This is a genomic window from Pseudomonas flavocrustae (assembly GCF_029872515.1).
In the GTDB taxonomy this organism is placed as follows: domain Bacteria; phylum Pseudomonadota; class Gammaproteobacteria; order Pseudomonadales; family Pseudomonadaceae; genus Chryseomonas; species Chryseomonas aestiva.
Genome location: NZ_JAPDIQ010000011.1, coordinates 1 through 24,526 on the forward strand (window position 1 = coordinate 1; position 24,526 = coordinate 24,526).

Annotated in this window: 18 protein-coding genes and 1 pseudogene; 7 read left to right on the forward strand and 12 right to left on the reverse strand. The window is 67.6% G+C overall.

Annotation, left to right across the window (positions count from 1 at the left end):
* The 12 genes and pseudogenes from OMP44_RS20745 to OMP44_RS20800 all read right to left on the reverse strand — a co-directional run.
* Positions 1-118 (reverse strand): annotated as a pseudogene (locus tag OMP44_RS20745) (lipoyl synthase); the annotation flags it as partial.
* 1 nt (position 119) lies between these two features.
* Positions 120-776, reverse strand: a complete 657-nt coding sequence (lipB, locus tag OMP44_RS20750) for a lipoyl(octanoyl) transferase LipB (RefSeq protein WP_183631280.1) — start codon at positions 774-776, stop codon at positions 120-122.
* Positions 776-1,051 (reverse strand): DUF493 domain-containing protein, encoded by a 276-nt coding sequence (locus tag OMP44_RS20755; protein ID WP_133863157.1) that lies wholly within the window; start codon positions 1,049-1,051, stop codon positions 776-778. The genes lipB and OMP44_RS20755 overlap by 1 nt, the downstream gene beginning before the upstream one ends.
* Before the next feature lie 73 nt (positions 1,052-1,124).
* A complete protein-coding gene (locus tag OMP44_RS20760; protein ID WP_133863156.1) occupies positions 1,125-2,285 on the reverse strand; it encodes a D-alanyl-D-alanine carboxypeptidase family protein in 1,161 nt (386 codons plus the stop codon).
* Positions 2,286-2,411: 126 nt separating this feature from the next.
* Complete coding sequence (locus OMP44_RS20765; RefSeq protein ID WP_133863161.1) at positions 2,412-3,401, reverse strand: septal ring lytic transglycosylase RlpA family protein; 990 nt, start codon at positions 3,399-3,401, stop codon at positions 2,412-2,414.
* The gene (mltB, locus tag OMP44_RS20770) at positions 3,401-4,405 is read right to left on the reverse strand and encodes a lytic murein transglycosylase B (protein WP_371099744.1); all 1,005 of its coding nucleotides are present in this window, start codon (positions 4,403-4,405) and stop codon (positions 3,401-3,403) included. The genes OMP44_RS20765 and mltB overlap by 1 nt, the downstream gene beginning before the upstream one ends.
* Before the next feature lie 39 nt (positions 4,406-4,444).
* The gene (gene rodA / locus OMP44_RS20775; protein ID WP_280311076.1) at positions 4,445-5,548 is read right to left on the reverse strand and encodes a rod shape-determining protein RodA; all 1,104 of its coding nucleotides are present in this window, start codon (positions 5,546-5,548) and stop codon (positions 4,445-4,447) included.
* 44 nt (positions 5,549-5,592) lie between these two features.
* Entirely contained in the window at positions 5,593-7,500 is a 1,908-nt protein-coding gene (gene mrdA, locus OMP44_RS20780) for a penicillin-binding protein 2 (RefSeq protein ID WP_187978592.1), read from the reverse strand.
* 12 nt (positions 7,501-7,512) lie between these two features.
* Positions 7,513-7,980, reverse strand: coding sequence for a 23S rRNA (pseudouridine(1915)-N(3))-methyltransferase RlmH (rlmH, locus tag OMP44_RS20785; protein WP_007159668.1), 468 nt, complete (start codon positions 7,978-7,980; stop codon positions 7,513-7,515).
* 5 nt (positions 7,981-7,985) lie between these two features.
* Entirely contained in the window at positions 7,986-8,336 is a 351-nt protein-coding gene (rsfS, locus tag OMP44_RS20790; protein WP_007159669.1) for a ribosome silencing factor, read from the reverse strand.
* Between the two features lie 10 nt (positions 8,337-8,346).
* The gene (nadD, locus tag OMP44_RS20795; RefSeq protein WP_280310938.1) at positions 8,347-9,009 is read right to left on the reverse strand and encodes a nicotinate-nucleotide adenylyltransferase; all 663 of its coding nucleotides are present in this window, start codon (positions 9,007-9,009) and stop codon (positions 8,347-8,349) included.
* Entirely contained in the window at positions 9,009-10,268 is a 1,260-nt protein-coding gene (locus OMP44_RS20800) for a glutamate-5-semialdehyde dehydrogenase (protein ID WP_280310940.1), read from the reverse strand. The genes nadD and OMP44_RS20800 overlap by 1 nt, the downstream gene beginning before the upstream one ends.
* Before the next feature lie 251 nt (positions 10,269-10,519).
* On the opposite strand from OMP44_RS20800, the gene OMP44_RS20805 reads away from it, so the two are divergent.
* From OMP44_RS20805 to OMP44_RS20835, 7 genes are all read left to right on the forward strand, one after another.
* Entirely contained in the window at positions 10,520-13,537 is a 3,018-nt protein-coding gene (locus OMP44_RS20805; RefSeq protein ID WP_280310942.1) for a cellulose biosynthesis protein BcsC, read from the forward strand.
* Positions 13,538-13,834: 297 nt separating this feature from the next.
* Positions 13,835-14,986 carry a cellulose synthase operon protein YhjQ/BcsQ gene (locus OMP44_RS20810; protein WP_280310944.1) on the forward strand — a complete coding sequence of 384 codons (1,152 nt, stop codon included), beginning with the start codon at positions 13,835-13,837 and terminating at the stop codon, positions 14,984-14,986.
* A gap of 2 nt (positions 14,987-14,988) precedes the next feature.
* A complete protein-coding gene (gene bcsA, locus OMP44_RS20815; protein ID WP_280310947.1) occupies positions 14,989-17,187 on the forward strand; it encodes a UDP-forming cellulose synthase catalytic subunit in 2,199 nt (732 codons plus the stop codon).
* Positions 17,184-19,412, forward strand: coding sequence for a cellulose biosynthesis cyclic di-GMP-binding regulatory protein BcsB (gene bcsB, locus OMP44_RS20820; protein ID WP_280310949.1), 2,229 nt, complete (start codon positions 17,184-17,186; stop codon positions 19,410-19,412). The genes bcsA and bcsB overlap by 4 nt, the downstream gene beginning before the upstream one ends.
* A 3-nt stretch (positions 19,413-19,415) precedes the next feature.
* Entirely contained in the window at positions 19,416-23,198 is a 3,783-nt protein-coding gene (locus OMP44_RS20825; protein WP_280310951.1) for a cellulose biosynthesis protein BcsC, read from the forward strand.
* 14 nt (positions 23,199-23,212) lie between these two features.
* Positions 23,213-23,878 carry an SGNH/GDSL hydrolase family protein gene (locus OMP44_RS20830; protein ID WP_280310953.1) on the forward strand — a complete coding sequence of 222 codons (666 nt, stop codon included), beginning with the start codon at positions 23,213-23,215 and terminating at the stop codon, positions 23,876-23,878.
* Positions 23,875-24,525, forward strand: a complete 651-nt coding sequence (locus OMP44_RS20835) for an alginate O-acetyltransferase AlgF (RefSeq protein ID WP_280310955.1) — start codon at positions 23,875-23,877, stop codon at positions 24,523-24,525. The genes OMP44_RS20830 and OMP44_RS20835 overlap by 4 nt, the downstream gene beginning before the upstream one ends.
* Position 24,526: the final 1 nt, after the last annotated feature.

The following is a 24,526-nucleotide window of genomic DNA, read 5'->3' on the forward strand; positions in this document are numbered from 1 at the left end:
TCTTTACCGGGATGCGTGCGACCTTTTCGGCGCCGCGCAGTTTGACGCCGGCTTCCACCTTGCTGGGGCGGGCGGGCGGGGTAAGGGTCTGGACGCTGTCTTGTACTGTAGTGGTCATGTCAATCCGATTCCAGGGTGATCGGTTCGGGGTAGCCCAGGCGCAGACTCAGGTGACGGACCAGAGACTCGCGGACCTCGTCGAAAGCTAGTGGCCCGGTCACCAGATCGCGGAGCTGGGTCATGGCCAGGCCGGCATAACCGCAGGGGTTGATCCGGCGGAAGGGTGCCAGATCCATGTCAACGTTGAGCGCCAGGCCGTGGAAGGACCGGCCATTGCGGATGCGCAGGCCCAGGGAGGCGATCTTGGCGCCATCCACATAGACACCCGGCGCATCGGCCCGGGCCGCGGCCTGCACGCCCCAGTCGGCGAGCAGTGCGATCAGGCTGTCTTCCATGGCACTGACCAATTCTCGCACGCCCAGGCCCTTGCGGCGAACATCCAGCAGCACATAGGCGATGAGCTGACCGGGACCATGGTACGTGACCTGGCCGCCGCGATCGACCTGCACCACCGGAATGTCACCCACGGCGAGCAGGTGCTCGGGCTTGCCGGCCTGCCCCTGGGTGAACACCGCGGGGTGCTGCAGCAGCCAGAGTTCGTCGGGGGTCGCGGGGCCGCGCTCGTCGGTGAAGCGGCGCATGGCCTCCAGGGTCGCCTCGTAGGGCCGCAGGCCCCAGCGGCGCACGCCCAGGCTGGCCGGGGCGGGAGTGCTCATCAGATCACCATGTGCACGCGGCCGGTGGCGCGCAGATCCTGGTGGATGGCCTGCAGCTGATCCACGCCGGTGGCGGTGATGAGCACCTGTACGGAGAGGAAACGGCCGTTACGACTGTCGCGGGTCACCAGGGTGTCGCGCTCCAGATCCGGTGCATGGCGCTGGACGATGTCGAGCACCAGCTCGGCGAAGTCGGCACCGGCATCGCCGATCACCTTGATGGGATAGCGCGGGCAGGGAAATTCGATCTTTGGGGGTTGAACGTCTTCGGTCATGCGGACTTCCAGGCCGATCGCTGTCGGCAGGGGGTGAAAGGCCCGCGGATGCGGGCCTTTGCAGGGTGACGGATCAGTTGAACAAGCCGTAGAAGAACAGGCGAATGCTATCCCACAGGCGACGGAAGAGGCCACCCTCCTCGACCGGCTGCAGGGCAACCAGGTCGGCGGTGTGCACCACCTTGTCATCCAGCTTCACCTCGACCTTGCCGATCACCTGGCCCTGGGCGATGGGTGCGATCAGCTGCGGATTGAGCACCATCTCGGCGTGCAGCTTCTTGGCCTGGCCGCGCGGCAGGGTCATGGTCAGGTCGTTGGCCAGACCGGCCTGGACTTCGCGGGTGTCCCCCTTCCATACCGGCGCCTTGGCCAGCTCGGTGCCCTTCTTGTAGAAGGACTGGGTTTCGAAGAAGCGGAAACCGTAGGTCAGCAGCTTCTGGGTCTCGGCGGCGCGGGCCTGTTCGCTGTTGGTGCCGAACACCACGGCGACCAGGCGCATGCCATCGCGCACGGCCGAGGCCACCAGGCAGTAGCCGGCTTCGTCGGTGTGGCCGGTCTTCAGGCCGTCGACGGTCTTGTCGCGCCACAGCAGCAGGTTGCGGTTGGGCTGCTTGATGTTGTTCCAGAAGAATTCCTTCTGGGAATAGATGGCGTAGTGCTGGGCATCGGCATTGATGATGGCGCGCGCCAGGATGGCCATGTCATGGGCCGAGGAATAGTGATTCGGGTCCGGCAGGCCGGTGGCGTCCATGAAGTGGGTGTTCTGCATGCCCAGCTTCTGCGCGGTGGTGTTCATCATGTCGGCGAAGGCGTCTTCGCTGCCGGCGATGTGCTCGGCCAGGGCGACGCTGGCGTCGTTGCCGGACTGGATGATGATGCCGTGCAGCAGGTCACCGACCGACACCTGGGTGCCGACCTTGATGAACATCCGCGAACCACCGGTACGCCAGGCGTGCTCGCTGACGGTGACCATGTCCGATTCCTTGATGCGCCCCCGGTTGATTTCCAGGGTGGCGATGTAGGCGGTCATCAGCTTGGTCAGGCTGGCCGGCGGCAGGCGCTGGTCGGAGTTGGATTCGGTGAGCACGGCGCCGCTGTTGGCATCCATGAGAATCCAGGCCTTGGCGGCCAGCTGGGGCGCTGCCGGAACCATTGTCTCGGCCGCCCAGACGGCCGGGACACAGGCGATCGTTACTAGGAGGAGCAGGCGTCGAGCGAGTTTTGCGATTGTCATCCGAATCTCTGAAAGGTTGGGGTATGGCAGGAGCAGCGGACCCAGACCGCTCGGTCCACGTCGATCCGCGCGAGGCGGATCACGACGGCTGGGGCCGGCGACTGGGCGTCATGAAGCATCCCTGCTTCAATCCGGTTGCACGAGAGACGCCTGACCCAGGCGGGCCACGCGTACGCTGTTCTGGAGCTGGGAGACCTCAGCCGGCTGGACCGGTCCGAGGCGGACCCGATGCAAGGTCTGCTGGTTGCGCACCGTCGAACTGATGAACACCGGGGCACCGGTCAGGTCGCTGAGCTTGTCCTTGAGCAATTCCGCAGCGTCCGGATTGGCGAAGGCCGCCACCTGCAGATAGAGCCCAGCGGCTGGGGCAGAAACGTTTTTTTTTGCGTCGACGGCTGCGGGCGTCACCGGTTCGGCATGCTGGTTGACCGGTGGCGTATAGGTCTCGATGGCGCCGAAGGTCTGCGTCTCGGTGGTCTTCTGGGCCACCGGTGCCTGGCGCGGCTGGGCCAGCACCATGGGCACCGCCTGGCCACGCTGGGCCCAGTACTGCTGCGGATCGATGCCTTCGACGCTGACCCGGGCGGTGCCGATCTCGGCGTAGCCGAGCTTCTTGGCGGCGGCGAAGGACAGGTCGATGACCCGGTCGGAATAGAAGGGACCGCGGTCGTTGACGCGCAGGATGACGCTGCGGCCGTTGTCCAGGTTGGTGACCCGCACATAGCTGGGCAGCGGCAGGGTCTTGTGCGCCGCGGTCATGCCGTAGAGGTCGTAGGTCTCGCCGTTGGCGGTGGCCTGACCGTGGAACTTGGTGCCGTACCAGGAGGCGGTGCCGGTCACCCGGTAGTTGCGCGAATCGGTCAGCGGGAAATAGGTCTTGCCCAGCACGGTGTAGGGATTGTTCTTCAGCGGCCCGTTGTAGGGCATGGGCACGGCGTCGGGGATCCGGCTGACGTCCACGTCCCACCAGGGCGCGCCGTCACGGTGCGGACGCAGGTAGCCGCCCGGCCCGGCCACGCCCTTGCTGGTCGGCTTGGGCGCCTGGCTGGAGCAGCTCACCAGCAGCAGGCCGACGCCCAGGCAACCGGCCAGGCGCGCCAGGGCAGTCAGGCGCATCACGGCTTGGCACCCTCCGCGGCATGGCGCTCGGCGATGGCGTTCGCCAGATCGGTCACCGCCATGGCGTACATGACGCTGCGGTTGTATCGGGTAATGGCGTAGAAATTGGGCAGGCCCATCCAGTACTCCGGTCCCTTGTCTCCGTCGAGGCGGAACGAGGTTACACGCAAATCGTCACGCAGGGCAGGGTCTTGGGCGTTCCAGCCCAGGGCGCGCAGCTCGGCGACGCTCTTGACCGGCTCGATCCCGGCCACCACGCCCTCCTCCACCCGCTCGCCACTGACCTGGGCGCGGATGGCGGTCGGTCCGCGACCGGACCAGCCGTGGCGCTTGAAGTAGTTGGCCACGCTGCCGATGGCGTCGGTGGGATCGGACCAGATGTTGATGTGGCCGTCGCCGTCGAAATCCACCGCATAGGCGCGGAAGCTGCCCGGCATGAATTGCGGCAGGCCCATGGCGCCGGCATAGGAACCGGTGAGGCTGAGCGGATCGACCTGCTGTTCGCGGGCCAATAGCAGGAATTCGCGCAGCTGGCTGCGGAAGAAGGGCGCGCGGGGCGGATAGTCGAAGGCCAGGGTCGAGAGCGCGTCCAGCACCCGGTAGTTGCCGGTGTTGCGACCGTAGAAGGTTTCCACGCCGATGATGGCGACGATGAACTGGGCCGGCACGTCGTATTCGCGCTCGGCGCGGGCCAGGGCTTCTTCGTGGGCCTTCCAGAAGTCGACGCCCTGGGCGATGCGCCGATCGGTGATGAAGATGGGCCGGTATTCGCTCCAGGGCTTGACCCGCTCGGCCGGTCGCGAGATGGCGTCGAGGATGGCCTGCTTGCGCTCGACCTCGCCGAACAGCGCCTGCAGCTGTTCCGGGGCGAAGCCATAGCTCTGACTCATCTCGGCGATGAAGTCGCGCGTCAGCGGTGCCGCGTCGTAGTCACCCGCGACGACGCCGGTCGTCACGCCCATCGCCCCCGCGAGCCCGAGGCTCAGCAGGCAGCGACGCATCCATCCCATTGTCGGCATCTAACCCTTCTTTGTTGCGTGTTAAACCTGGGCGATCCACTTGCGGTGCGTGTGGATCGACATCAAAACTCCGAACCCGGTGAACAAGGTGACCACCGAGGTGCCGCCATAGCTGATGAATGGCAGCGGTACGCCCACCACGGGCAAGAGCCCGCTGACCATGCCGATGTTGACGAAGACATAGACGAAGAAGGTCATGGTCACGCCGCCGGCGAGCAGCTTGCCGAACAACGTCTGGGCCTGCACCGTGATGGTCAGGCCGCGACCGATCAGCAGCAGATAGAGCACCAGCAGCAGGCAGACGCCGACCATGCCGAACTCTTCGCCGAGGACGGCAATGATAAAGTCCGTGTGACTTTCCGGCAAAAAATCCAGATGAGACTGGGTACCCAGCAGCCAACCCTTGCCGAACACCCCGCCCGAGCCGATGGCGGCCTTGGACTGGATGATGTTCCAGCCGGCGCCCAGCGGATCCATCTCCGGATCGAGGAAGGTCAGGATCCGGCGCTTCTGGTAATCGTGCAGGACGAAGAACCACATGGCCACGGCCATGGGTACCGCGGCGCTCACCGCGCCGATCAGCCAGCGCCACTGCAGGCCGCCGACGAACAGCACGAAGCCGCCCGAGGCCAGCACCAGCATGGCGGTGCCGAGATCGGGCTGGTCGAGGATCAGCACGAAGGGCACCACCACCAGCGACAGGCTGACCAGGCTGTGCTTGAAGTTGGGCGGCAGGCTGCGCTTGGACAGGTACCAGGCCATCATCATGGGCATCAGCAGCTTCATGAATTCCGACGGCTGGAAGCGGATGACCCCGGGAATGTTGATCCAGCGGGTGGCACCCATGGCGTTGTGGCCCATGACGTCCACCACCACCAGCAGGGCCACGCCGATCACATAGCCGAGGGGCACCCAGCGTGCCATGAAACGCGGTTCGAGCTGGGCGACGACGGCCATGGCCACCAGCCCGAGGCCAAAGGAGCTGGCCTGCTTGAACAGCAGGTCGAGATTGCGCCCGCCCGCGGAATAGAGGACGAACAGCCCGGTCGCCCCCAGCATCAGCAGCAGGATCAGCAGCGGCCCGTCGATGTGCAGGCGCTGCAGCAGGGTGGCGCGCCGCTTCATCACGTCCCCTTCGGGGATGGTGCGATCGAAGTTGGGAGCAAGACTCATGGCTGCACCTTGGTCGCGGCGGCGGTGGCCGCGGCGGTAGTGGGCTTGGCGTACTCGGCCTTGAGATGGCCCTGGTCATCAAGCAGCCAGGCATCCAGTACCTGGCGCACCACCGGGGCGGCCACGCCGCTGCCCGACTCGCCGTTCTCGACCATCACCGCCACGGCGATCTGCGGATTGTCGGCCGGGGCGAAGGCGACGAACAGGGCGTGGTCGCGGTGCCGCTCCTTGAGCGCCGCCGAGTTGTACTTCTCGTTCTGGCGAATGGCGACCACCTGGGCGGTACCGCTCTTGCCGGCGATGCGGTACTGGGCGCCGACATTGATCTTGTGGGCGGTGCCGCGCGGATTCTGCACCACCATTTCCATGCCGTGGACGGCCCTGTCCCAGTAGGTCGGGTCCCTGAGCTCGATGTCGGGCATGGGATTGCTGTCCACCGGCGGCTGGCCATCGAGGGTCCTGGCGAGGTGCGGACGGATCCACTTGCCATGGTTGGCGATCAGGGTGGTGACCTGGGCCAGCTGCAGTGGCGTGGTCTGCATGTAGCCCTGGCCGATCCCGAGGATCAGCGTCTCGCCGGGGAACCAGGCCTGGCGGCGGGTGGCACGCTTCCACTGGCGCGAGGGCATCAGGCCCGGTGCCTCCTCGAACATGTCCAGGGAGACCTTCTGGCCGAGACCGAACTTGCCCATGTACTCGGAGAGGCGATCGATGCCGATCTTGTGGGCGAGATCGTAGAAGTAGGTGTCGTTGGATCTCATCAGCGCCATGTCCAGATCCACGTAGCCGTCGCCGCCGTGGTTCCAGTTGCGGTACTTGTGATCGTAGTTGGGCAACTCGTAGTAGCCCGGATCGAAGACCCGCGCCTGGGGCGTGGTGGCGCCGCTGTCGAGACCGGCGATGGCCACCGCCGGCTTGATGGTCGAACCGGGTGGATAGAGGCCGCGCAGCACCCGGTTGTAGAGCGGGCGATCGATGGAGTCGCGTAGCTCGGAATATTCCTTGAAGCTGATCCCGGTGACGAAGGGATTGGGGTCGTAGCTCGGCTGGCTGACCATGGCCAGCACCTCGCCGGTCTTGGGCTGGATGGCGACGATGGCGCCACGGCGCCCACCCAGGGCGGCTTCGGCGGCGGCCTGCAGGCGTGAATCGATGGTCAGGACGATGTCCTTGCCCGGCTTGGGGTCGGTGCGATTGAGTACCCGCAGCACCCGGCCGCGGGCATTGGTCTCCACCTCTTCGTAGCCCACCTCGCCGTGCAGCTCGGGCTCGTAGAAGCGCTCCACGCCGGTCTTGCCGATGTGGTGGGTGCCGCTGTAGTTGACCGGATCCAGGCGCTTGAGCTCCTGTTCGTTGATCCGCCCGACATAACCCACCGAATGGGCGAAGTGCTCGCCCATGGGATAATGACGCACCAGTTGCGCCGTCACCTCGACCCCGGGCAGGCGGAACTGGTTGACGGCGATCTTGGCGATCTGCTCCTCGGTCAGCTCGAACAGCACCGGCACCGGCTCAAAGGGACGCCGGCCCTGCTTCATGCGCTTCTCGAACAGCTCGCGATCTTCCTCGGTCAGGCCGAGCACCTGCACCAGGGTATCGAGGGTCTGCCGCCAGTTGTCGGCCCGCTCGCGGGTGATGGTCAGGCTGAAGCTGGGGCGGTTGTCGGCGACGATGATGCCGTTGCGGTCGTAGATCAGGCCACGGGTGGGCGGGATCGGCTGGACATGGACCCGGTTGTTTTCCGACAGGGTCGAGTGGTAGTCGTGCTGGATGACCTGCAGGTAGTACATGCGCGCCACCAGTACGCAGGCGAGCACGAGAAAGAGCACCGCCCCGACCGTCACGCGGGCGCGGACGAGCTGAGCGTCTTTCTCGTGGTCCTTGAGGCGTATGGGTTGCGACATCGCAGGTACGGACTACTTGTGATACGGATGGCCGGCCAGTACGGTCCAGGCGCGATAGAGCTGCTCACCGACGAGGATGCGCACCAGCGGATGCGGCAGGGTCAGCGGCGAGAGCGACCAGCGCTGTTCACTGCGCGCCTGCACCTCGGGCGCGAGACCCTCGGGACCGCCGACCATGAGGTTGACGGTGCGGGCTTCCAGGCGCCACTGCTGGAGTGTTTCAGCCAGTTGCTCGGTGCTCCAGGGCTTGCCGGTGACCTCCAGGGTCACCACGCGTTCGCCCGGTTGCACCTTGGCCAGCATGGCCTCACCCTCCTGGCGGATCAGCCGGGCGACGTCGGCGTTCTTGCCACGGGTCTGCAGCGGGATCTCGACGAGTTCCAGCGGCAGTTCCGGTGGCAGACGCTTGACGTACTCGTGCCAACCCTCTTCGACCCAGCGCGGCATGCGCGAGCCGACGGCGATGAGACGCAGGCGCACCGGCGTTATTCGCCGTGGGCGGCGCGGCTCTGCTCGGCACCGCGCCAGAGGCGCTCGAGGTCATAGAACTCGCGGGTGGTCGGCAGCATCACGTGGACGACCACGTCACCGAGGTCGAGCAACGCCCATTCACCGCCTTCCAGGCCTTCGCTGCCCAGCGGGCGTACGCCCTGCTGCTTGACCTTTTCCAGCACGTTGTCGGCCAGCGACTTGACGTGGCGGCTGGAGGTGCCGCTGGCGATGACCATGATATCGGTCACGCTGGTCTTCTCACGGACGTCCAGGGAGATGATGTCCTGGGCCTTCATGTCTTCCAGGGCGGCGATGGCCACCTGGACGAGTTGTTCGCTTTGCATGGTGTAACTCTTACCTCGGTTCGGAGGACGCCGGATAGAGGCCGTGCGTCCGGATGTAATCAAGCACGGCATCGGGCACCAGGAAGCGGATGGACTTCCCGGTGGTCAGGAGGCCGCGGATCTGGGTGGCGGACACCGCGAGCGGGTTCTGCCAGATAAAGGTGATCTGCCCGCCCGGTCCCTTCAGGGCCTGGGGATCGGGCTGACTGCGCGCCGCCAGGAAATCGCGCAATTCCTGGCAGGGCTCGCTGTCGGCGTCGGGTCGTTGCAGGACCAGGATGTGGCACAGCTCCAGCAATTCGCGCCAGCGGTGCCAGCCCGGCAGGCCGCAGAAGGCGTCCCAACCCAGCATGAGCAACAGCTGCACCTCATCGCCGAGTTCGGCGCGCAGGCTTTCCAGGGTCTCTATGGTATAGGAGTGGCGCGTCCGGCGCAGTTCCCGGTCATCGACCACCAGGGTCGCGACGTCGGCCACCGCCAGTCGCACCATCGCCAGGCGATCCTCGGCGGAGACGCTGGGCGCCTCGCGATGGGGCGGCCGGGCGCTGGGGATCAGCCGCAGTTCGTCCAGCGCCAGGGCCTCGGCCACCTCGAGTGCGGCGCGCAGGTGACCGATGTGCACGGGATCGAAGGTACCGCCGAACAGGCCGATGCGGGTGGGCAGGCTGCTCATCAGCTACGGACGTGACCGTCGCCGAAGACCACGTATTTCTCGCTGGTCAGCCCTTCCAGGCCCACCGGCCCGCGGGCGTGCAGCTTGTCGGTGGAAATGCCGATCTCGGCGCCCAGGCCGTATTCGAAGCCATCGGCGAAACAGGTCGGCGCATTGACCATGACCGAACTGGAATCGACTTCGGCCAGGAAGCGCCGCGAACGGCCGAGACTTTCCGTCACGATCGCATCGGTGTGATGGGAGCCGTAGTGGTTGATGTGCTCGATCGCCCGGTCCAGACCATCGACGATGCGGATGGACAGGATGGGCGCCAGATATTCGGTGGACCAGTCGGCCTCGGTGGCGGGCAGGGCCTGGATCAGGTCCCGCGTACGCTCGCAGCCCCGCAACTCCACGCCCCTCTCTTCGAAGCGGCGCGCCATGGCCGGCAGGAAGGCCTCGGCCACCTTGGCATCGACCAGCAGCGTTTCCATGGCACCGCAGATGCCATAGCGGTAGCACTTGGCGTTGAAGGCAATGGACTCGGCCTTGGCAAGGTCAGCAGCCTCGTCGACATAGACGTGGCAGATTCCGTCGAGGTGCTTGATCACCGGGACGCGGGCATCGTTGCTGATGCGCTCGATCAGATTCTTGCCACCCCGCGGCACGATGACGTCGACGAACTCGGGCATGGTGATCAGGGCGCCGACGGCAGCCCGGTCGGTGGTCTCAACTACCTGGACTGCAGCGGCGGGCAAGCCGACCTCGGCCAGCCCTTTCTGAATGCAGGCGGCGATGGCGCGATTCGAGCGAATGGCTTCGGAACCACCGCGCAGGATGGTTGCGTTGCCCGATTTCAGGCAGAGACTGGCCGCGTCGATCGTCACGTTGGGCCGGGATTCATAGATGATGCCGATGACCCCCAGCGGCACGCGCATCTTGCCGATCTGGATCCCGGACGGCCGAGCGCTCAGGTCACGAACGGCGCCTACCGGATCCGGCAGGGCGGCAACCTGCTTGAGGCCGTTGATCATCGCGTCGATCCGCGCCGGCGTCAGCGTCAGGCGATCAAGCAGTGCCGACTCGAGTCCAGCAGCCGTAGCGGCCGCGACATCCTCGGCATTGGCGGCGACCAGCGCTTCGCGATCGGCACCCAAGGCATCTGCAATGGCGTTCAGCGCCAGGTTCTTCTGGCCGGTGGACGTACGAGCGAGGACCCGCGACGCAGCACGGGCAGCCTGGCCAAGACGGGTCATGTAGGCGGAGACGGACTCGGTCATGGTCGGCGGCCTGCGGAAGACGGTGGGAAAGCCGCAGAGTATAGCGTCGCCGGGCCCTGCGCGGCCAGCGCCGGGGGGCCTGGCGGTGGCATTCGTCTGCGCTATTTGGTTGACTCGCCACGGCCTGTCGGGAATCATCCCCGGCTGTATTTGCCGTTCAGCTTGCGTTCAGCTATTCCCTAATAGCCGAAATCGTTCCAGCTCTGCGCCAGGTGCTGCAGCGACGCCTACCAGCCTTCACGGAAAGAACCATGCCCAAGCACCTCACCTTGTCACTTGGTCTGCTCGCCCTGCTGATCCATGCCGACGCGACCTGGGCCGCCGCTGCCGACGCCGCGCCGACCGCGGCCGCCGTCCAGGCGCTGGAAGCCCAGCTGAAGAAGACGCCCCAGGATCCGGATGCCCTGGGCAAGCTGGGCAGTGCCCGCCTGGCGCAGCAGCGCTGGACCGATGCCGAGCAGTTGCTGACCCAGGCCGTGCAGAAAGGGGGCAAGACCTGGCAGCCGGCGCTGGACGAGGCGCGCTACCATCACCTGCTGGAACGCGCCCACGCGGCCGAGAACAAACGCGAGCTGGACCAGGCGCGGGATCTCAGCGTGGAAGCCATCCGGCTGAAGCCCGAAGCGGTCGAGGCGCAGCTGTTCCTCGCCGGCATCCAGAGCCAGAAACGCCAATGGGAACTGGCCGAGGCCACCTACCGCCAGGTGCTGATGCGCGAGCCGGCCAACGTCGACGCCTACTATGGGCGCATCGCCGCGCTCAACGAGCTGGGCCGCACCGAAGAAGCCCTGCAACTCACCAAGAATCTGCAGCCGAGCGCCAAGAGCCCGATCAAGGGCCTGGATCGCCTGCGCGCCGGCCAGGCCATGCAGGAAGCCGAAGCCGCCGAAGCGCGGGGCGATCTGCAGGGCGCCTCGCGGCTGCTCGAACAGGCGCGCAAGGAAGCCCCGGAAGATCCCTGGCTGCGCCTGGCCCAGGCCCGCCTGGAGGTTCGTCAGGGCCGGCCGCGCGCCGCCCGCGATCTGGTGGACAGCCTGGTCAAGGATGGCGCCCAGCGCCCCGAGGTGCTCTATGCCAGCGCCCTGCTGTCCAACGAGCTGGGTGAATACCCGCGCGCCATGCAGACCCTGATGCGCATTCCCCAGGCGCAGCGTTCGCCGGACATGAACGCCCTGGCCGCGCGCATCACCTTCAACGAACAACTGGCCGAAACCGTGGCCCTGGCCAAGCAGGGTCGCCGCGAGGAAGCGCGCAGCCTGATGCAGCGCCTGGAAGCCCGCGCCGGCCGCAATCCGGATCTGATCGGCGACCTGGCCGAAGCCTTCGCCACCGCCGGCGATCCCGAGCACGGCCTGGCCCTGCTCAAGCCGATGATCACCGGCGATACCCGCCCGGCACCCGCCATGCAGCTGCACTACGCCAGCATCCAGCTGCAGCTGAACCAGGACCAGACCGTGGGCAATGTCCTGCGCGACCTGCAGGGGGTGGTGCTCGACAGCGGCGAGAAGCAGCAGTACGACGACCTCCTCGCCCGCTACCGCATTCGTCAGGCCGATCGCCTCACCGACCAGGGCAAGCTGGCTGCCGCCTACGACACCCTGGCGCCGGCGCTCAAGGCCCGTCCCGACGACAAGGCCGCCCAGGCCGCCCTGGCACGCATGTACCTGGCCAGCGGCGACACCCAGAAGGCCCGCCAGCTCTATCGCGACGTGCTCAGCGACCAGCCGAAGGACGCCGAGCTCTATCTGGGCGCCGCCGAAATCGCCGCCAAGTCCCAGGACAGCGTCACCGCCCGCCAGTACCTGGACCAGGCGGTCAAACTCGGCCAGAGCGATCCCCTGGTGCTGCGCCGCGCCGCCCTGCTCTACCGCGACATCGGCATGGCCGGCACCGCGACCGGCCTGCTGGAGCAAGTGGTGCAGGTGGAGCGCAAGGATCGCGAGTCCGCGGCCCGCGCCGCCGGCGCCAGTGACAATCCCTTCGCCACCCTGCCCGGGCAGACCCGCAGCGATGACGCCCTGGCCGCCGTTCCGGCCGCCGCGGGTGGCAACGCCGCCGGCGGCGACTACGCCTGGAGCGATCCGCTGCAGGCGCAGAAGGCTGCCAACAACCCCTTCAACGACCTGTCCGTGGTACCTACCAGCAGCCTGTCGAGCAGCCTGGCCACCGAGCAGATCCTCGGCCAGCTGCAGCGCGAGCGCAGCATCCGCATCACCCAGGGTCTGAGCGTACGCAGCTACGATCCCAGCGGCAGTTCGCGCCAGACCACCGTCAGCGCACCGCTGGAGATCTCCTTCCCCGCCGGCGACCAGCGCCTGGCCGTGCGCGTCACCCCGACCCGCATCAACGACAGCAGCAGCGACGGCAGCCAGAAGGAAAACGGCGTGGCGGCATCCATCGCCGTGGAAGATGCCGGGCGCGGGCTCAAGGGCGACATCGGCGTCTCGCCGGTGGGCCTGAGATACAGCACCGTGGTCGGCGGCGCGACCCTGGAACGTCCGCTGAGCAGCCTCAGCGAGAACCTGCTCTATGCCATGAGCGTGTCGCGGCGTTCGGTGACCGATTCCCTGGCGTCCTACGGCGGCATCCGCGATCCGCGTACCGGCCAGGAGTGGGGCGGCGTCACCGCCAATGGCGGCCTGGCGCGGCTGAGATACGACGATGGTCGTTACGGCTCCTACATCTACGGCGCGGCCCATCGTCTGACCGGTCATGACGTCAAGGACAACGACCGCTTCGAGATCGGCACCGGCGTCTACTACTACCTGCGCAATGGCCCGGACAGCCTGTTCACCGTGGGCCTCTCGGCCACCGCGATCGGCTATGACAACAACCAGAACCACCTGACCTACGGTCATGGCGGCTACTTCAGCCCGCAGCGCTACTTCGCCATCGGCGTACCCCTGGTGTGGGCACAGCGGGGCGATCTCTGGGCCTATCAGGTGCAGGGCATGCTGGGCGTGCAGACCATTCGCCAGGACGCCGCGGATCGCTATCCGGACGACGCTGCCCTGCAGGCGGCCGCGGAAGCCGCCGGCGAAGGCCAATACGGCAGCAAGAGCAAGACCGGCGTGGCCTACAGCCTCTCCGCCAATGGCGAATACCGCCTCAGCGGGCAGTTCGCCCTGGGCGGTCGCCTGGGCATGGACAATTCCCAGGACGAGCGCGACGTCAACGGCAACCTCTATCTGCGCTACTTCTTCGAAGAGCAGGAAGGCCGACCGCAACTCTCGCGGCCGCAGCCCTACCGCTCGCGCAACGAGGAATAAGGAAAAAGGCCCGCACCCGCGGGCCTTTTTTTGCCTCGGCACGCGGTCCGTTGCCGCCGAAACAACCGCTCGTCCCCACGCTCGTCGCCCCCGCGACCGCCCCGTCCCCGGGCCACGCCTTTCGTCCGCACGGCGCCAGGCGTGACGTTGACGGCTGCTTGAGGTGATCTAAACATTGAAGTGAACCGGCGCTAAAAAGCGAGACTATCCGTTCGCTCCGCTTCAATGCCCGCATACGCATTTTCAATTGGTGCGTCACGAACTCCGCGTGACAGTATCCGCAAAAAATGACACCTGATGGCTTTTAGCCATAATTTTGACGTCAAGCACCTGCCCAAACCCTTCACCTTTTCGGAATCCGCCATGGTCCGTTCGCTGGATATTGCCAATCTGTTCCGCTCCTTCGGCGGTGATCCCCAGCGTTACCATGAGTTCGAAACAGCCGAGCCGGCGCTGCACGAAGCGACCCCGCCGGCCGCGTCGCAGCCACAGCCACAGCCACAGCCACAGCCACAGCCACAGATCGTGCCGAGCGCCCAGGGCGAAGCGGTCATCACGATGGCCGAGGCGGCCAGCCAGGCGGAACCGGGCGCCCTGCCTCCGCTGTCGCGAGAGCTGGCGCAGCTGCATAGCAGCCGCCAGGCCAGCCAGGCGGTCGTCGCCCTGGATCAGGCGCTGAGTCGCGCGCTGCCGCCACTGGCCAATCCGGTCCTGGCGTTGATGTCGGCGCGCGGCGGCACGGGCAAGACGGTCATCGCCGCGGGGCTGGCCCAGACGCTGAGCCGCAGCGGTCAACCGGTGCTGCTGGTGGAGCTGGATAGCCAGAACGTGCTGTCTTCGCTGTTGCTGCAGGAAGCTTCGTCCACCACCGGCTCGATCAGGGCGCCGCTCTCCGTCTGTCTGGCGGTGGACGACCGCCTGCGCCTGGTGCCCTTCGGTGCTCCCGACGAGCTGGATCTCCAGGCCCTGGAACAGGCCCTGGCCACCGACACCCAGTGGCTGACCCGACGCCTGCAGGCGCTGGACGTCCCGGCCGATACCCTGGTGATCCTCGATTGCCCCACCGGCTCGACGCCTCTGAGTCGTCAGGCCATGGCCCTGGCCACCCGGATCCTGGGGGTAACGACCGCGGATGCGACCGGCTACGCCAGTCTGCCGCGCCTCGAACGCCAGTGGCAGCGCTGCAGCGGTCAGGTCACTCCGCTGCACCTGCTCAACCGGGTCGATCCCGCCCGGCCCCTGAGCCAGGATATCGCCGCCATCGTGGCGCACTCCTGGGGCGAACGCCTGCTGGGTGTTCTGCCGGAAAGCCCCGACCTGGAACAGGCCCTGGCGCTGGGCCAGGGCCTGGCCAGCGTCCAGGATGCCTGGGCACGCGGCCTGGCCGAGCTGGGCGAGGAATTGCTGGGCGATCGCCGCTCGCCCGCGCTGCACGCCGCGCGCGCCTAGCCATGAGCTTTCTCGACCGCCTGGAACAGGTTCGCCAGCGCCGCGCGGCGCGTGCTGCCGAGGCAACGTCCACCCCGCCAGCGGCGCCTTTGTGGCTGCAACTGCTGGCCTGGACAGCCGCCGCGTTGCTGGGCGTTCTGCTGGTGAGCGTGCCCCTGGCACTGGAAGAGCAGGCGCTGTTCGCCATCGGCTGCTTCGGCGCGGCCCTGCTGCTGCGCCGGCTGCCCGGGCGGCTGCCGGTGATCGCGCTGGTGCTCTTGTCGCTGCTGGCGTCACTGCGCTACCTCTACTGGCGCCTGACCAGCACCCTGGGCTTCGAGACGCCGCTGGAGATGGTGCTCGGCTACGGACTGGTGGCCGCCGAACTCTATGCCCTGGCGGTGCTGGTGTTCGGCTATCTGCAAACCATCTGGCCGCTGCGCCGCACCCCGGTCCCGCTGCCGGAGGATCCGCTCACCTGGCCAACCGTGGACGTCTTCATCCCCACCTACAACGAAGCCCTGAGCATCGTGAAGCTGTCGATCCTGGCTGCCCAGGCCATCGACTGGCCGCGTGACAAGCTCAGGGTCCACGTGCTCGACGACGGCCGGCGCGAGGATTTTCGCCTCTTCTGCGCCACGGCGGGAGTCTCCTATCTGGTGCGGGAAAACAACGAGCACGCCAAGGCCGGCAACCTCAACGAAGCGCTCAAGGTGACCGATGGCGAGTACGTCGCCATCTTCGATGCCGATCACGTACCGACGCGCTCCTTCCTGCAGGTCTGCCTGGGCTGGTTCCTCAGGGACCCCAAGCTGGCCATGCTGCAGACGCCGCACTTCTTCTTTTCCCCCGACCCCTTCGAGAAGAACCTCAAGACCTTTCGCACCGTGCCCAACGAAGGCGAACTGTTCTACGGCCTGGTGCAGGACGGCAACGACCTGTGGAACGCCACCTTCTTCTGCGGCTCCTGCGCGGTGATTCGCCGCTCGATGCTCGAGGAGGTCGGCGGGGTGGCCACCGAGACGGTGACCGAGGACGCTCACACCGCGCTGAAACTCAATCGCCTGGGCTACAACACGGCCTACCTGGGCATTCCCCAGGCCGCCGGTCTCGCTACCGAGAGTCTGTCGCGGCACATCGCCCAGCGCATCCGCTGGGCCCGCGGCATGGCGCAGATCTTTCGTACGGACAATCCGCTGCTGGGCAAGGGCCTCGCCCTCGGGCAGCGGCTCTGCTACCTCAACGCCATGCTGCACTTCTTCTATGGCCTGCCACGCCTGGTGTTCCTTACCGCGCCCCTGGCCTATCTGCTGTTCAGTGCGCAGATCTTCCACGCCTCGGCGTTGCTGATCACCTGCTACGTGCTGCCTCACGTACTGCACTCGAACCTGACCAACTCGCGTATCCAGGGCGAATTCCGCCATTCCTTCTGGAACGAGGTCTACGAGACGGTGCTGGCCTGGTACATCCTGCGGCCCACGCTGCTGGCGCTGATCAACCCGCGGCTGGGCAAGTTCAACGTGACCGACAAGGGCGGCATCATCGCCAGCGATTACTTCGACTGGGAGCTGGCGCGCCCCTACATCGCGCTGCTGGCGCTCAATCTGCTCGGCCTGGGGGTGGGCATCGGCCGGCTGTTCTTCGGCGATCCCGAGGCGGTGACCACGGTCGCCATCAACCTGGTCTGGACCCTCTACAACCTGGTGATCGCCAGTGCCGCGGTGGCCGTGGCGAGCGAGACACGTCAGGTGCGCGCCGAACCCCGCGTGGCCGCCACCTTGCCGGCCGGACTCATCCTCGCCGATGGCAGCCGCCTGGACTGCAGCACCCTGGACTTTTCCCAGAGCGGCCTGGGGCTGAAGCTGCCCGAGGGTGTCCAGCTGCCCGAGGGCTGTGCGGTCCAGGTCGAGCTCAGTCGCAATGGCCGCAGCCGACGCTTTCCCGCCACCGTGGCCTTCAGCCGCGCCGGTGCCGTGGGCACTCGCTTCGGCGACCTCAGCGTCACCGAACAGCGCGAACTGGTACGCATGACCTTTTCCCGGGCCGACCTCTGGGCCGAGGCCTGGGGCAATCACCGTCCGGATTCCCTGCTGGGCTCGCTACGCGAGGTCAGCCTGATCGGCCTGCGCGGCGTCGCCGACCTCAACCGCAACCTCTGGCGGGTGAGCAGCCGTTCCTGGCGCAAGACACCCCCTTCTACCGCTCCCCTGGATCGCCCATGACCGTGTCGCTCCGCTTCGCCCCGCTCCTGCTTGTCGCCCTGGCCGGCGCGCCCACCCTTGCCCTGGCCCAGACCGCTCCCCCGGTAGCGGTGGCCGGCACTGGCTACGACAACAGCTTCAAGCAGCTCGGCGCGGTCTATCCCTTCAACCTGCGCGGCATCGATAGCCGCGACGGGGTCAGCTTCGACGTCCGCGCCGACGAGATCGTCAGCGCCGCCAAGGTGACGCTGAACTACACCTATTCCCCGGCGCTGCTGCCGGAGCTGTCCCAGCTCAATGTGCTGGTCAACGACGAGGTCGCGGCCAGCATTCCCTTGCCCAAGGAAACCGCCGGCACGCCCCAGACCCGGGTGGTGGACATCCCGCCGCGGCTGATCACCGAATTCAATCGGCTGAGCATCCAGCTGATCGGCCACTACACCATGCAGTGCGAAGATCCGCTGCATTCCAGTCTCTGGGCCAAGGTGAGCAACGGCAGCCGCCTGGATATCCAGGTCAGCCATCTAGACTTGGCACCGGACCTGGCACGCCTGCCGCAGCCGTTCTTCGATCGCCGCGATGCCCGCCAGCTGGAGCTGCCCTTCGTCATCGCCGGCGCGGCCGACAATGGCACCCTGGAAGCCGCCGGTACCCTGTCGTCCTGGTTCAGTGCCCTGGCCAGCTATCGCGGCGCGCGCTTTCCCAGCAGCCAGACCGCCCTGCCAGCCAAGGGCAATGCCGTGGTGCTGGTCACCAGCGAGGAACGTGCCAAGACCCTGGGCCTGAGCCTGCCGGCACCGGCGGGGGCGCGGGTCGATATCCTGGTCAATCCCTTCGATCCCCAGGGCCAGTTGCTGGTCATCTCGGGACGCGATGCCAACGAACTCAAACGCGCGGCCGCCGCCGTGGCGCTCGGTCATCAGACCCTCGCTGGCCAGAGCATGACCATCGACACCCTGCAGATGCTGCAGCCGCGCAAGCCCTACGATGCCCCCAACTGGCTGCCCAGCGATCGTCCGGTGCGCCTGGGCGAGCTGGCGACGCCCAAGGAGCTCGCCGTCTCCGGCTACGCTCCGGGTACCGTGTCCGTGCCGTTGAGGCTGCCGCCGGATCTGTTCCTCTGGCGCAACCAGGGCCTGCCGCTGCACCTCAGATACCGCTACACCCCTCAGCCCGTAGCGACCAATTCCTCGCTGCTGGTGAGCTTCAACGACCGTTTCGTGCAGTCCATTCCCCTGCCGTCCCAGGAGCACCTGAGCCAGGGCCTGCTGGGTCTGATCAAGGACGAGGAGTTGCCCCGCGAAGCCGAGGTGCGGTTGCCGCTGGATGGCGAAGCCCTGCAGGCGCGTCTGCAATTCCGCTTCATGTACGACTATCTCAAACAGGGTGAATGCCGCGACGTCATCATCGACAACATGCGCGGCACCCTGGAACCGGATTCCACCCTGGACCTGTCCGGCTATCGGCACTTCATCGCCCTGCCCAACCTGGGCGTGTTCAAGGACAGCGGCTTTCCCTTCACCCGCCTGGCCGATCTGAGCGAAACCGCGGTGATCCTGCCCGACACCCCCAGCGCGGCGGAAATCGACACCTACCTGAACGTGCTCGGCCGCTTCGGCAGTTCCACCGGCTATCCCGCCGCCGCGGTGACGGTGGCCCGCGCTGGCGAGGTCGAGGGCCTGGCCGACAAGGACCTGCTGCTGATCGCCAGCGGCGCCGACCAGCCGCTGCTGCAACGCTGGGCCGCCCAGTTGCCGGCCGGCTTCGCCGGCAACGGCCAGCGCTTCGAGGTTTCCGACCTGGCCTTCAAGGTGCGCCAGTGGTTCAGCAGTGACAACGAGATCAGTCTGGAGCGCAGCCGCGCGGCGCTGAGCGCCAGTGGTGGTGCCGGTGGCGCCTTCGTGGCCGGCTTCGAGTCACCGCTGAAGAGCGGTCGCAGCGTGGTGGCCCTGGTCGCATCCCGCCCGGAGGGCCTGGCCGACATCAGCCGCGCCCTCACCACCCGGGAGGACTATGCCCAGGGTTTGCAGGGCAGCCTGGCCATGGTGCGTGGTCAGCAGGTGGAGAGCCTGGTAGCCGACGAGACCTATCACGTCGGCAGCCTGGGGCCGCTGCTCTATGTCCGCTGGCAGCTGGCGCGTCATCCCCTGTTGATGCTGGGCCTGAGCGCCCTGGGCGTGGCCCTGCTGGCCGGCCTGCTGTATGCGGCGCTGCGCGCCCGTGCCCGTCAGCGGCTGGAGCGCTAGACCATGACCCGTGCACCGCTGCTGGCTACCCTGCTGACCGGTCTGCTGCTGCCACCGCTGGCCCTGGCGGCCGGCACCCCCGAAACGCTGCTCATCGAGCAGGGTCACTTCTGGCAGGCGCGCAAGAACGCGCCCCGCGCCCAGGAGACCTGGAACAAGCTGCTCGAACTGGATGCGCAGCAGCCCGAGGCGCTGTACGGCCTGGGGCTGATCGAGGTACAGGCTGCGCGTCTGCCAGCGGCCCAGGCCTATCTGCGTCGCCTGCAGGCGCTCAAACCCCTGCCCCAGCAGGCCTTGCAACTGGAACAGGACATCGCCCTGGCCAGTGGCGACAACCCCCAGCGCCTGGTGGATGCCCGCCAGCTCGTCAGCGAAGACAAGCCCGTACAGGCACTGGCGCTCTATCGCCAGCTGTTCGCCGGTCGGCCGCCCCAGGGCGATCTGGCGCGGGAGTACTACGACATCCTCGCCTATACCCCCAATGGGTGGCAGGAAGCCGGTCCGGGTATCGAACGCCTGCGCAAGCTGCGGCCCCAGGATCCGGCATTGATGCTGATCCAGGCCAAGCACCTGGCGCGCTTCCCGGCCAGTCGCAGTCGCGGCATCCAGGCCCTGGCCGAGCTCAGTTCGCGCAAGGACATCGGTGGTGAGGCCGCCGAATACTGGCGTCAGGCGCTGGTCTGGAGCGGTCCGCCTGGTCCGGCCGAGACACCGCTGTTCGAGGCCTACCTGCGCCAGCATCCGGATGACGCCGAGTTGCGCGCCCAGCTGGACAAGGGCCGTGCCCTGAGCCGTAGCGGCGGCCTTGATCCGCAACTGGCGCGCGGCATCGAAGCCTTGCGCCGCAATGAGCTGGGCGAGGCCGAAAGCGCCTTCCAGGCACGCCTCAAGACGGCCCCTAACGATGCCAACGCCCTGGGCGGACTGGGTATCGTCCGCCAGCGCCAGGAGCGCTTCAGCGACGCCGAGGATCTCTTGAGCCGCGCCAGCCGCCAACCGGGCGGTGCGCGCTGGCAGGCGCCCCTGGCCGAGGTGCGCTACTGGGCCCTGCTCGCCCAGGCCCGCAAGGCCCAGCAAGCCAACGACTTCACTACCGCCCGCGCCCGGGTGGAGCAGGCGCTGCGGCTGGATGCCAAGCGTCCGGAGGCACCGCTGGCCCTGGCCGGGCTGCAGGCCCAGACCGGCCAACTGGATGCCGCCGAGGCCGGTTATCGGCGAATCCTGCAGCAGGATCCGCGCAATCTCGAAGCCCGTCGTGGCCTGATCGACCTGCTCGCCGAAAGCGATCGTCCCGCCGAGGCCCTGCGCCTGCTCGACACCCTGACGCCAGCCGAGCGTGCCAAGCTCGGCAACCTGGATCGGCTCAAGGCCACCCAGGCCCTGCAGGAAGCCAAACTGGCCGAAGGCCGTGGCGATCTCCAGGGCGCCCGGCGCGCCCTGGAAGACGCCCGGCGTGCCGATCCGGACGATGTCTGGACCTTGCTTGCCCTGGCCCGTCTGCAGCTGCGTCAGGGCCAGGCCCAGGCCGCCCGCCAGACCCTGGACAGCGGCCTGGCCAAGGATCCCCAGCGTCCCGAGGCGCTCTATGTACGCGCCCTGTTCGCCTTGGAGCAGAACGATCCCGCGGCGGCGCGCGAGCTGCTCGGTCGCATCCCGTCGGCCCAGCGCAGCCCGGCCATGAACGGCCTGGCCGCCGATCTCGACTTCGACGCCAAGGTCAGCGCCGCCCGCGACCTGGCCCGCCGCGGCCAGCAGCAAGCCGCGCGCCGCCAGCTGGCAACCCTGGAACCGCAGGCCGGCGAACGCGCCGCGGCCCTGGGCGGCCTGGCGGCGGCCTATGCCGAAGCAGGCGACGTCGAGCGCGGTCTGCGCCTGCTGCGCGATGTCCTGGCCCGCGAGCACACGCCCGATCCCGCCTTGCGCCTGCAATATGGCGAGGTGCTGCTGCGCAGTGGCGCAGACGACGAGGTCAACGCCCTGCTGCACGAGCTCCAGGGTCAGCGCCTGAGCGCCGCCCAGCGCCAGGGCTATGAAGACCTGCTCTATCGCTACCGGGTGCGTCAGGCCGACCAGCTGCGCGAGCGTGGCGATCTGGTGACCGCCTACGACACCCTGGCGCCGGCCCTTGCCCAGCGCCCGGACGACGATCTGGTCAACACCGCCCTGGCGCGGCTCTACCTCGCCAATGGCGACGCCGACAAGGCGCTACGGCTCTATGAACCGCTACTGCGCCGCGCGCCCGACAATCCCCGCCTGCAACTGGGCGCGGCCGATGCCGCCGTGCGCGCACGAGACACCGCCTTTGCCGAACGCGCCCTGGATCGCGCTGTCGCCCTGGGCGCCGACGACGTGGCGGTGCTGACCGATGCCGCCCGCCTCTATCGCCAGCTGGGCCGGGAAGGCCGGGCCACCGAGTTGCTGCGTCAGGTGGTTGCCGTGCAGCGCCGGGATGCCGAAACCGCACGCCCCCTGGCGGATGCACCCGCCAATCCCTTCGGTCCACGACGCGGTAGCGCCACGCTCGCCAGCCAGGCCATTCCGCCGACCGCCGACCAGTTGCTGGTGGCGGCCAAGACCGCCCCGCCAGCGGACGTAGCCGAGGCCCCGCGCGACAGCGCCGCCGAACGCGCCCTCGACGACCTGCTGCAGACGCGCAGCGCGCGGATCACCCAGGGCCTGACCGTGCGCAGCAACGATAACGAGCGCGGCCTCGGCAAGCTCACCGACGTGGAAGCGCCACTGGAGATCGACTTCCCGCTGGGCGACGTGCGCCTGGCCGTGCGGGTGACCCCGGTCAGCCTGAACGCTGGCAGCGTCGGCCGCGATGCCCGCAGTCGCTTCGGGGGCGGTCCGGCCGCCACCCAGGCCGCGCCGGAGGGTTCACCGGGCAGCCAGAGCGACAGCGGCGTCGGCCTGGCGGTGGCCTACAGCGATCCGCAGCTCGGCCTCAAGGCCGACGCCGGCACCACGCCCCTGGGCTTTCTCTATTCGACGCCAGTGGGTGGGGTAAGCCTGGACCGGCCGCTGACCGACCACAGCCGCTATACCCTCTCCGCCTCGCGCCGGGCGGTGATCGACAGCCTGACCTCCTTTGCCGGCAGCGAAGACACTCGTACCGGTCAGCAATGGGGCGGCGTGACCGCCAACGGCGTGCGCGGCCAGCTCGGCTATGACGACAGCCAGTTCGGCGCCTATGCCTATGCTTCCTGGTACCGGCTGCTGGGCAACCATGTCGCCGACAACAGCCGCACCGAATTGGGCACCGGGCTGTATCGCTATCTGATCAACAGCGAAGACAGCCGCCTGACCCTGGGCCTGTCCCTCACCGGCATCGCCTACGACAACAACCAGGCCTTCTTCACCTACGGCCATGGCGGCTACTTCAGTCCGCAGCGCTTCTATGCCCTGGGCGTGCCTTTGACCTGGTCGCAGCGTACCGACCGCTGGACCTGGCAGCTGCGCGGCGCGGTGGGCGTGCAGCGCATCGTGCAGGACGGCGCCGACTTCTACCCGACCGACGCCCGGCTGCAGGCCGCGGCGAGCCAGGCGCTCGGCGCCCCGGCGGTCTATGGCGGGCAGAACAAGACCAGCCTCGGCTACAGCCTCCATGGCGCCACCGAGTACCAGCTCGGGCGCCAGCTGTTCGTCGGCGGCAACCTCGGCGTCGACAACGGTCGCGATTTCCAACAGCTCAATGGCGGCGTCTATCTGCGCTATACGCTGGAACCCCAGGACCGTGCACTTGCCCTGCCGGTCAGTCCCTATCGTTCCCCCTACGACAACTGATTCACGGAGCTCCCATGGCAGCCAGCCTCCTCACCGGCCTTACCATTCTCATGATCGGCGACAGCCACCTGGCCACGCCCGACTACCTGATCGGCACCCTGCAGGACAGCCTGGTGCAACAGGGCGCCAAGGTGCACACCCTGGGTATCTGCGGCACCAACGCCGGGGACTGGCTCAAGGTCACCCCCGGCACCTGCGGCGGCGCCGAGCGGCGCAACGGCGACAAGGCCGTGGTGCTTGGCGGCAAGGCCGCCACCCAGCCGATCAGTGAACTCATCGCCACCGACAAGCCCGACCTGGTGCTGATCGTCATGGGTGACACCATGGCCAGCTACACCAATCCGAGCTTTCCCAAGACCTGGGTCTGGCAGCAGACCACCAGCCTGACCAAGGCCATCGCCGCCACCAAGACCCACTGCGCCTGGGTCGGCCCGACCTGGGGCACCGAGGGCGGCAAGTACGGCAAGACCTTCGAGCGGGTCAAGCTGATGTCCGGCTTCCTCGCCAGCAACGTCGCGCCCTGCAGCTACATCGACTCGCTGAGCTTCGCCAAGCCCGGCCAATGGGCGACCATCGACGGCCAGCACCTGACCGGTCCGGGCTACAAGTCCTGGAGTTCGGCCATCGTCGACGCCCTCAACAAGCTGCCCGCCGACAAGCTCAAGGGAGCCGCCCAGTGAAGGCCCTGCTGCTGCTCGGCCTGCTGGTGGGCGGGATCGCCCAGGCCGAGGTGTCCCTCTACCCCACCGGTCCCAGCGAAGACTCGGCCTTCCTCCGCTTCGTCAACGCCGGCAGCCAGCCCCTGGCGCTGCAGGCCTCCGGCTCCGCCGCGCGGCTGCAGCTGGAGGCCGGCAAGCCGGTCTCCGACTACCTGACCGTGCCGGCGACCAAGACGATCAAGGGCGAACTGGTCCAGGGCGCGGCCAAGGCGCTGCTTGAGCTGACCGTGGCCGCCGGTGAATTCGCCACCCTGGTGGTCCTGCCCGGCACGCCGCTGGCGCAACGCCTGGTGCGCGAGCAACCCGACGACTTCAACGCCCTCAAGGCCTCGCTGGCCTTCTACAGCCTGGATCCGCAGTGCGCGAGCCCGGGTCTGCAGGCGGTCGGGCGCAATGCCGAGATCTTCAAGAACGTGGTCGACGGCACCCTGCAGCGCCGCAGCCTCAACGCCGTGGCGCTCAAGGTGCAGCTGACCTGTGCCGGCCAGGCCACGGGCGAGGCGCTGGACCTGGGCGAACTCAAGGCCGGCGAGCGCTACAGCGTGCTGCTGCTGCCCGGCGCCAGCGGTCCGCGGCTGCTCGCCACCCAGGACGCTATCGCCCACTAAG

Coding starts and splice junctions, on each gene's coding strand:
- lipB (WP_183631280.1), bottom strand. CDS start 776: ATGAGCACTCCCGCCCCGGCCAGCCTGGGCGTGCGCCGCTGGGGCCTG.
- OMP44_RS20755 (WP_133863157.1), bottom strand. CDS start 1,051: ATGACCGAAGACGTTCAACCCCCAAAGATCGAATTTCCCTGCCCGCGC.
- OMP44_RS20760 (WP_133863156.1), bottom strand. CDS start 2,285: ATGACAATCGCAAAACTCGCTCGACGCCTGCTCCTCCTAGTAACGATC.
- OMP44_RS20765 (WP_133863161.1), bottom strand. CDS start 3,401: ATGCGCCTGACTGCCCTGGCGCGCCTGGCCGGTTGCCTGGGCGTCGGC.
- mltB (WP_371099744.1), bottom strand. CDS start 4,405: ATGCGTCGCTGCCTGCTGAGCCTCGGGCTCGCGGGGGCGATGGGCGTG.
- rodA (WP_280311076.1), bottom strand. CDS start 5,548: ATGAAGCGGCGCGCCACCCTGCTGCAGCGCCTGCACATCGACGGGCCG.
- mrdA (WP_187978592.1), bottom strand. CDS start 7,500: ATGTCGCAACCCATACGCCTCAAGGACCACGAGAAAGACGCTCAGCTC.
- rsfS (WP_007159669.1), bottom strand. CDS start 8,336: ATGCAAAGCGAACAACTCGTCCAGGTGGCCATCGCCGCCCTGGAAGAC.
- nadD (WP_280310938.1), bottom strand. CDS start 9,009: ATGAGCAGCCTGCCCACCCGCATCGGCCTGTTCGGCGGTACCTTCGAT.
- OMP44_RS20800 (WP_280310940.1), bottom strand. CDS start 10,268: ATGACCGAGTCCGTCTCCGCCTACATGACCCGTCTTGGCCAGGCTGCC.
- OMP44_RS20805 (WP_280310942.1), top strand. CDS start 10,520: ATGCCCAAGCACCTCACCTTGTCACTTGGTCTGCTCGCCCTGCTGATC.
- OMP44_RS20810 (WP_280310944.1), top strand. CDS start 13,835: ATGGCTTTTAGCCATAATTTTGACGTCAAGCACCTGCCCAAACCCTTC.
- bcsA (WP_280310947.1), top strand. CDS start 14,989: ATGAGCTTTCTCGACCGCCTGGAACAGGTTCGCCAGCGCCGCGCGGCG.
- bcsB (WP_280310949.1), top strand. CDS start 17,184: ATGACCGTGTCGCTCCGCTTCGCCCCGCTCCTGCTTGTCGCCCTGGCC.
- OMP44_RS20825 (WP_280310951.1), top strand. CDS start 19,416: ATGACCCGTGCACCGCTGCTGGCTACCCTGCTGACCGGTCTGCTGCTG.
- OMP44_RS20830 (WP_280310953.1), top strand. CDS start 23,213: ATGGCAGCCAGCCTCCTCACCGGCCTTACCATTCTCATGATCGGCGAC.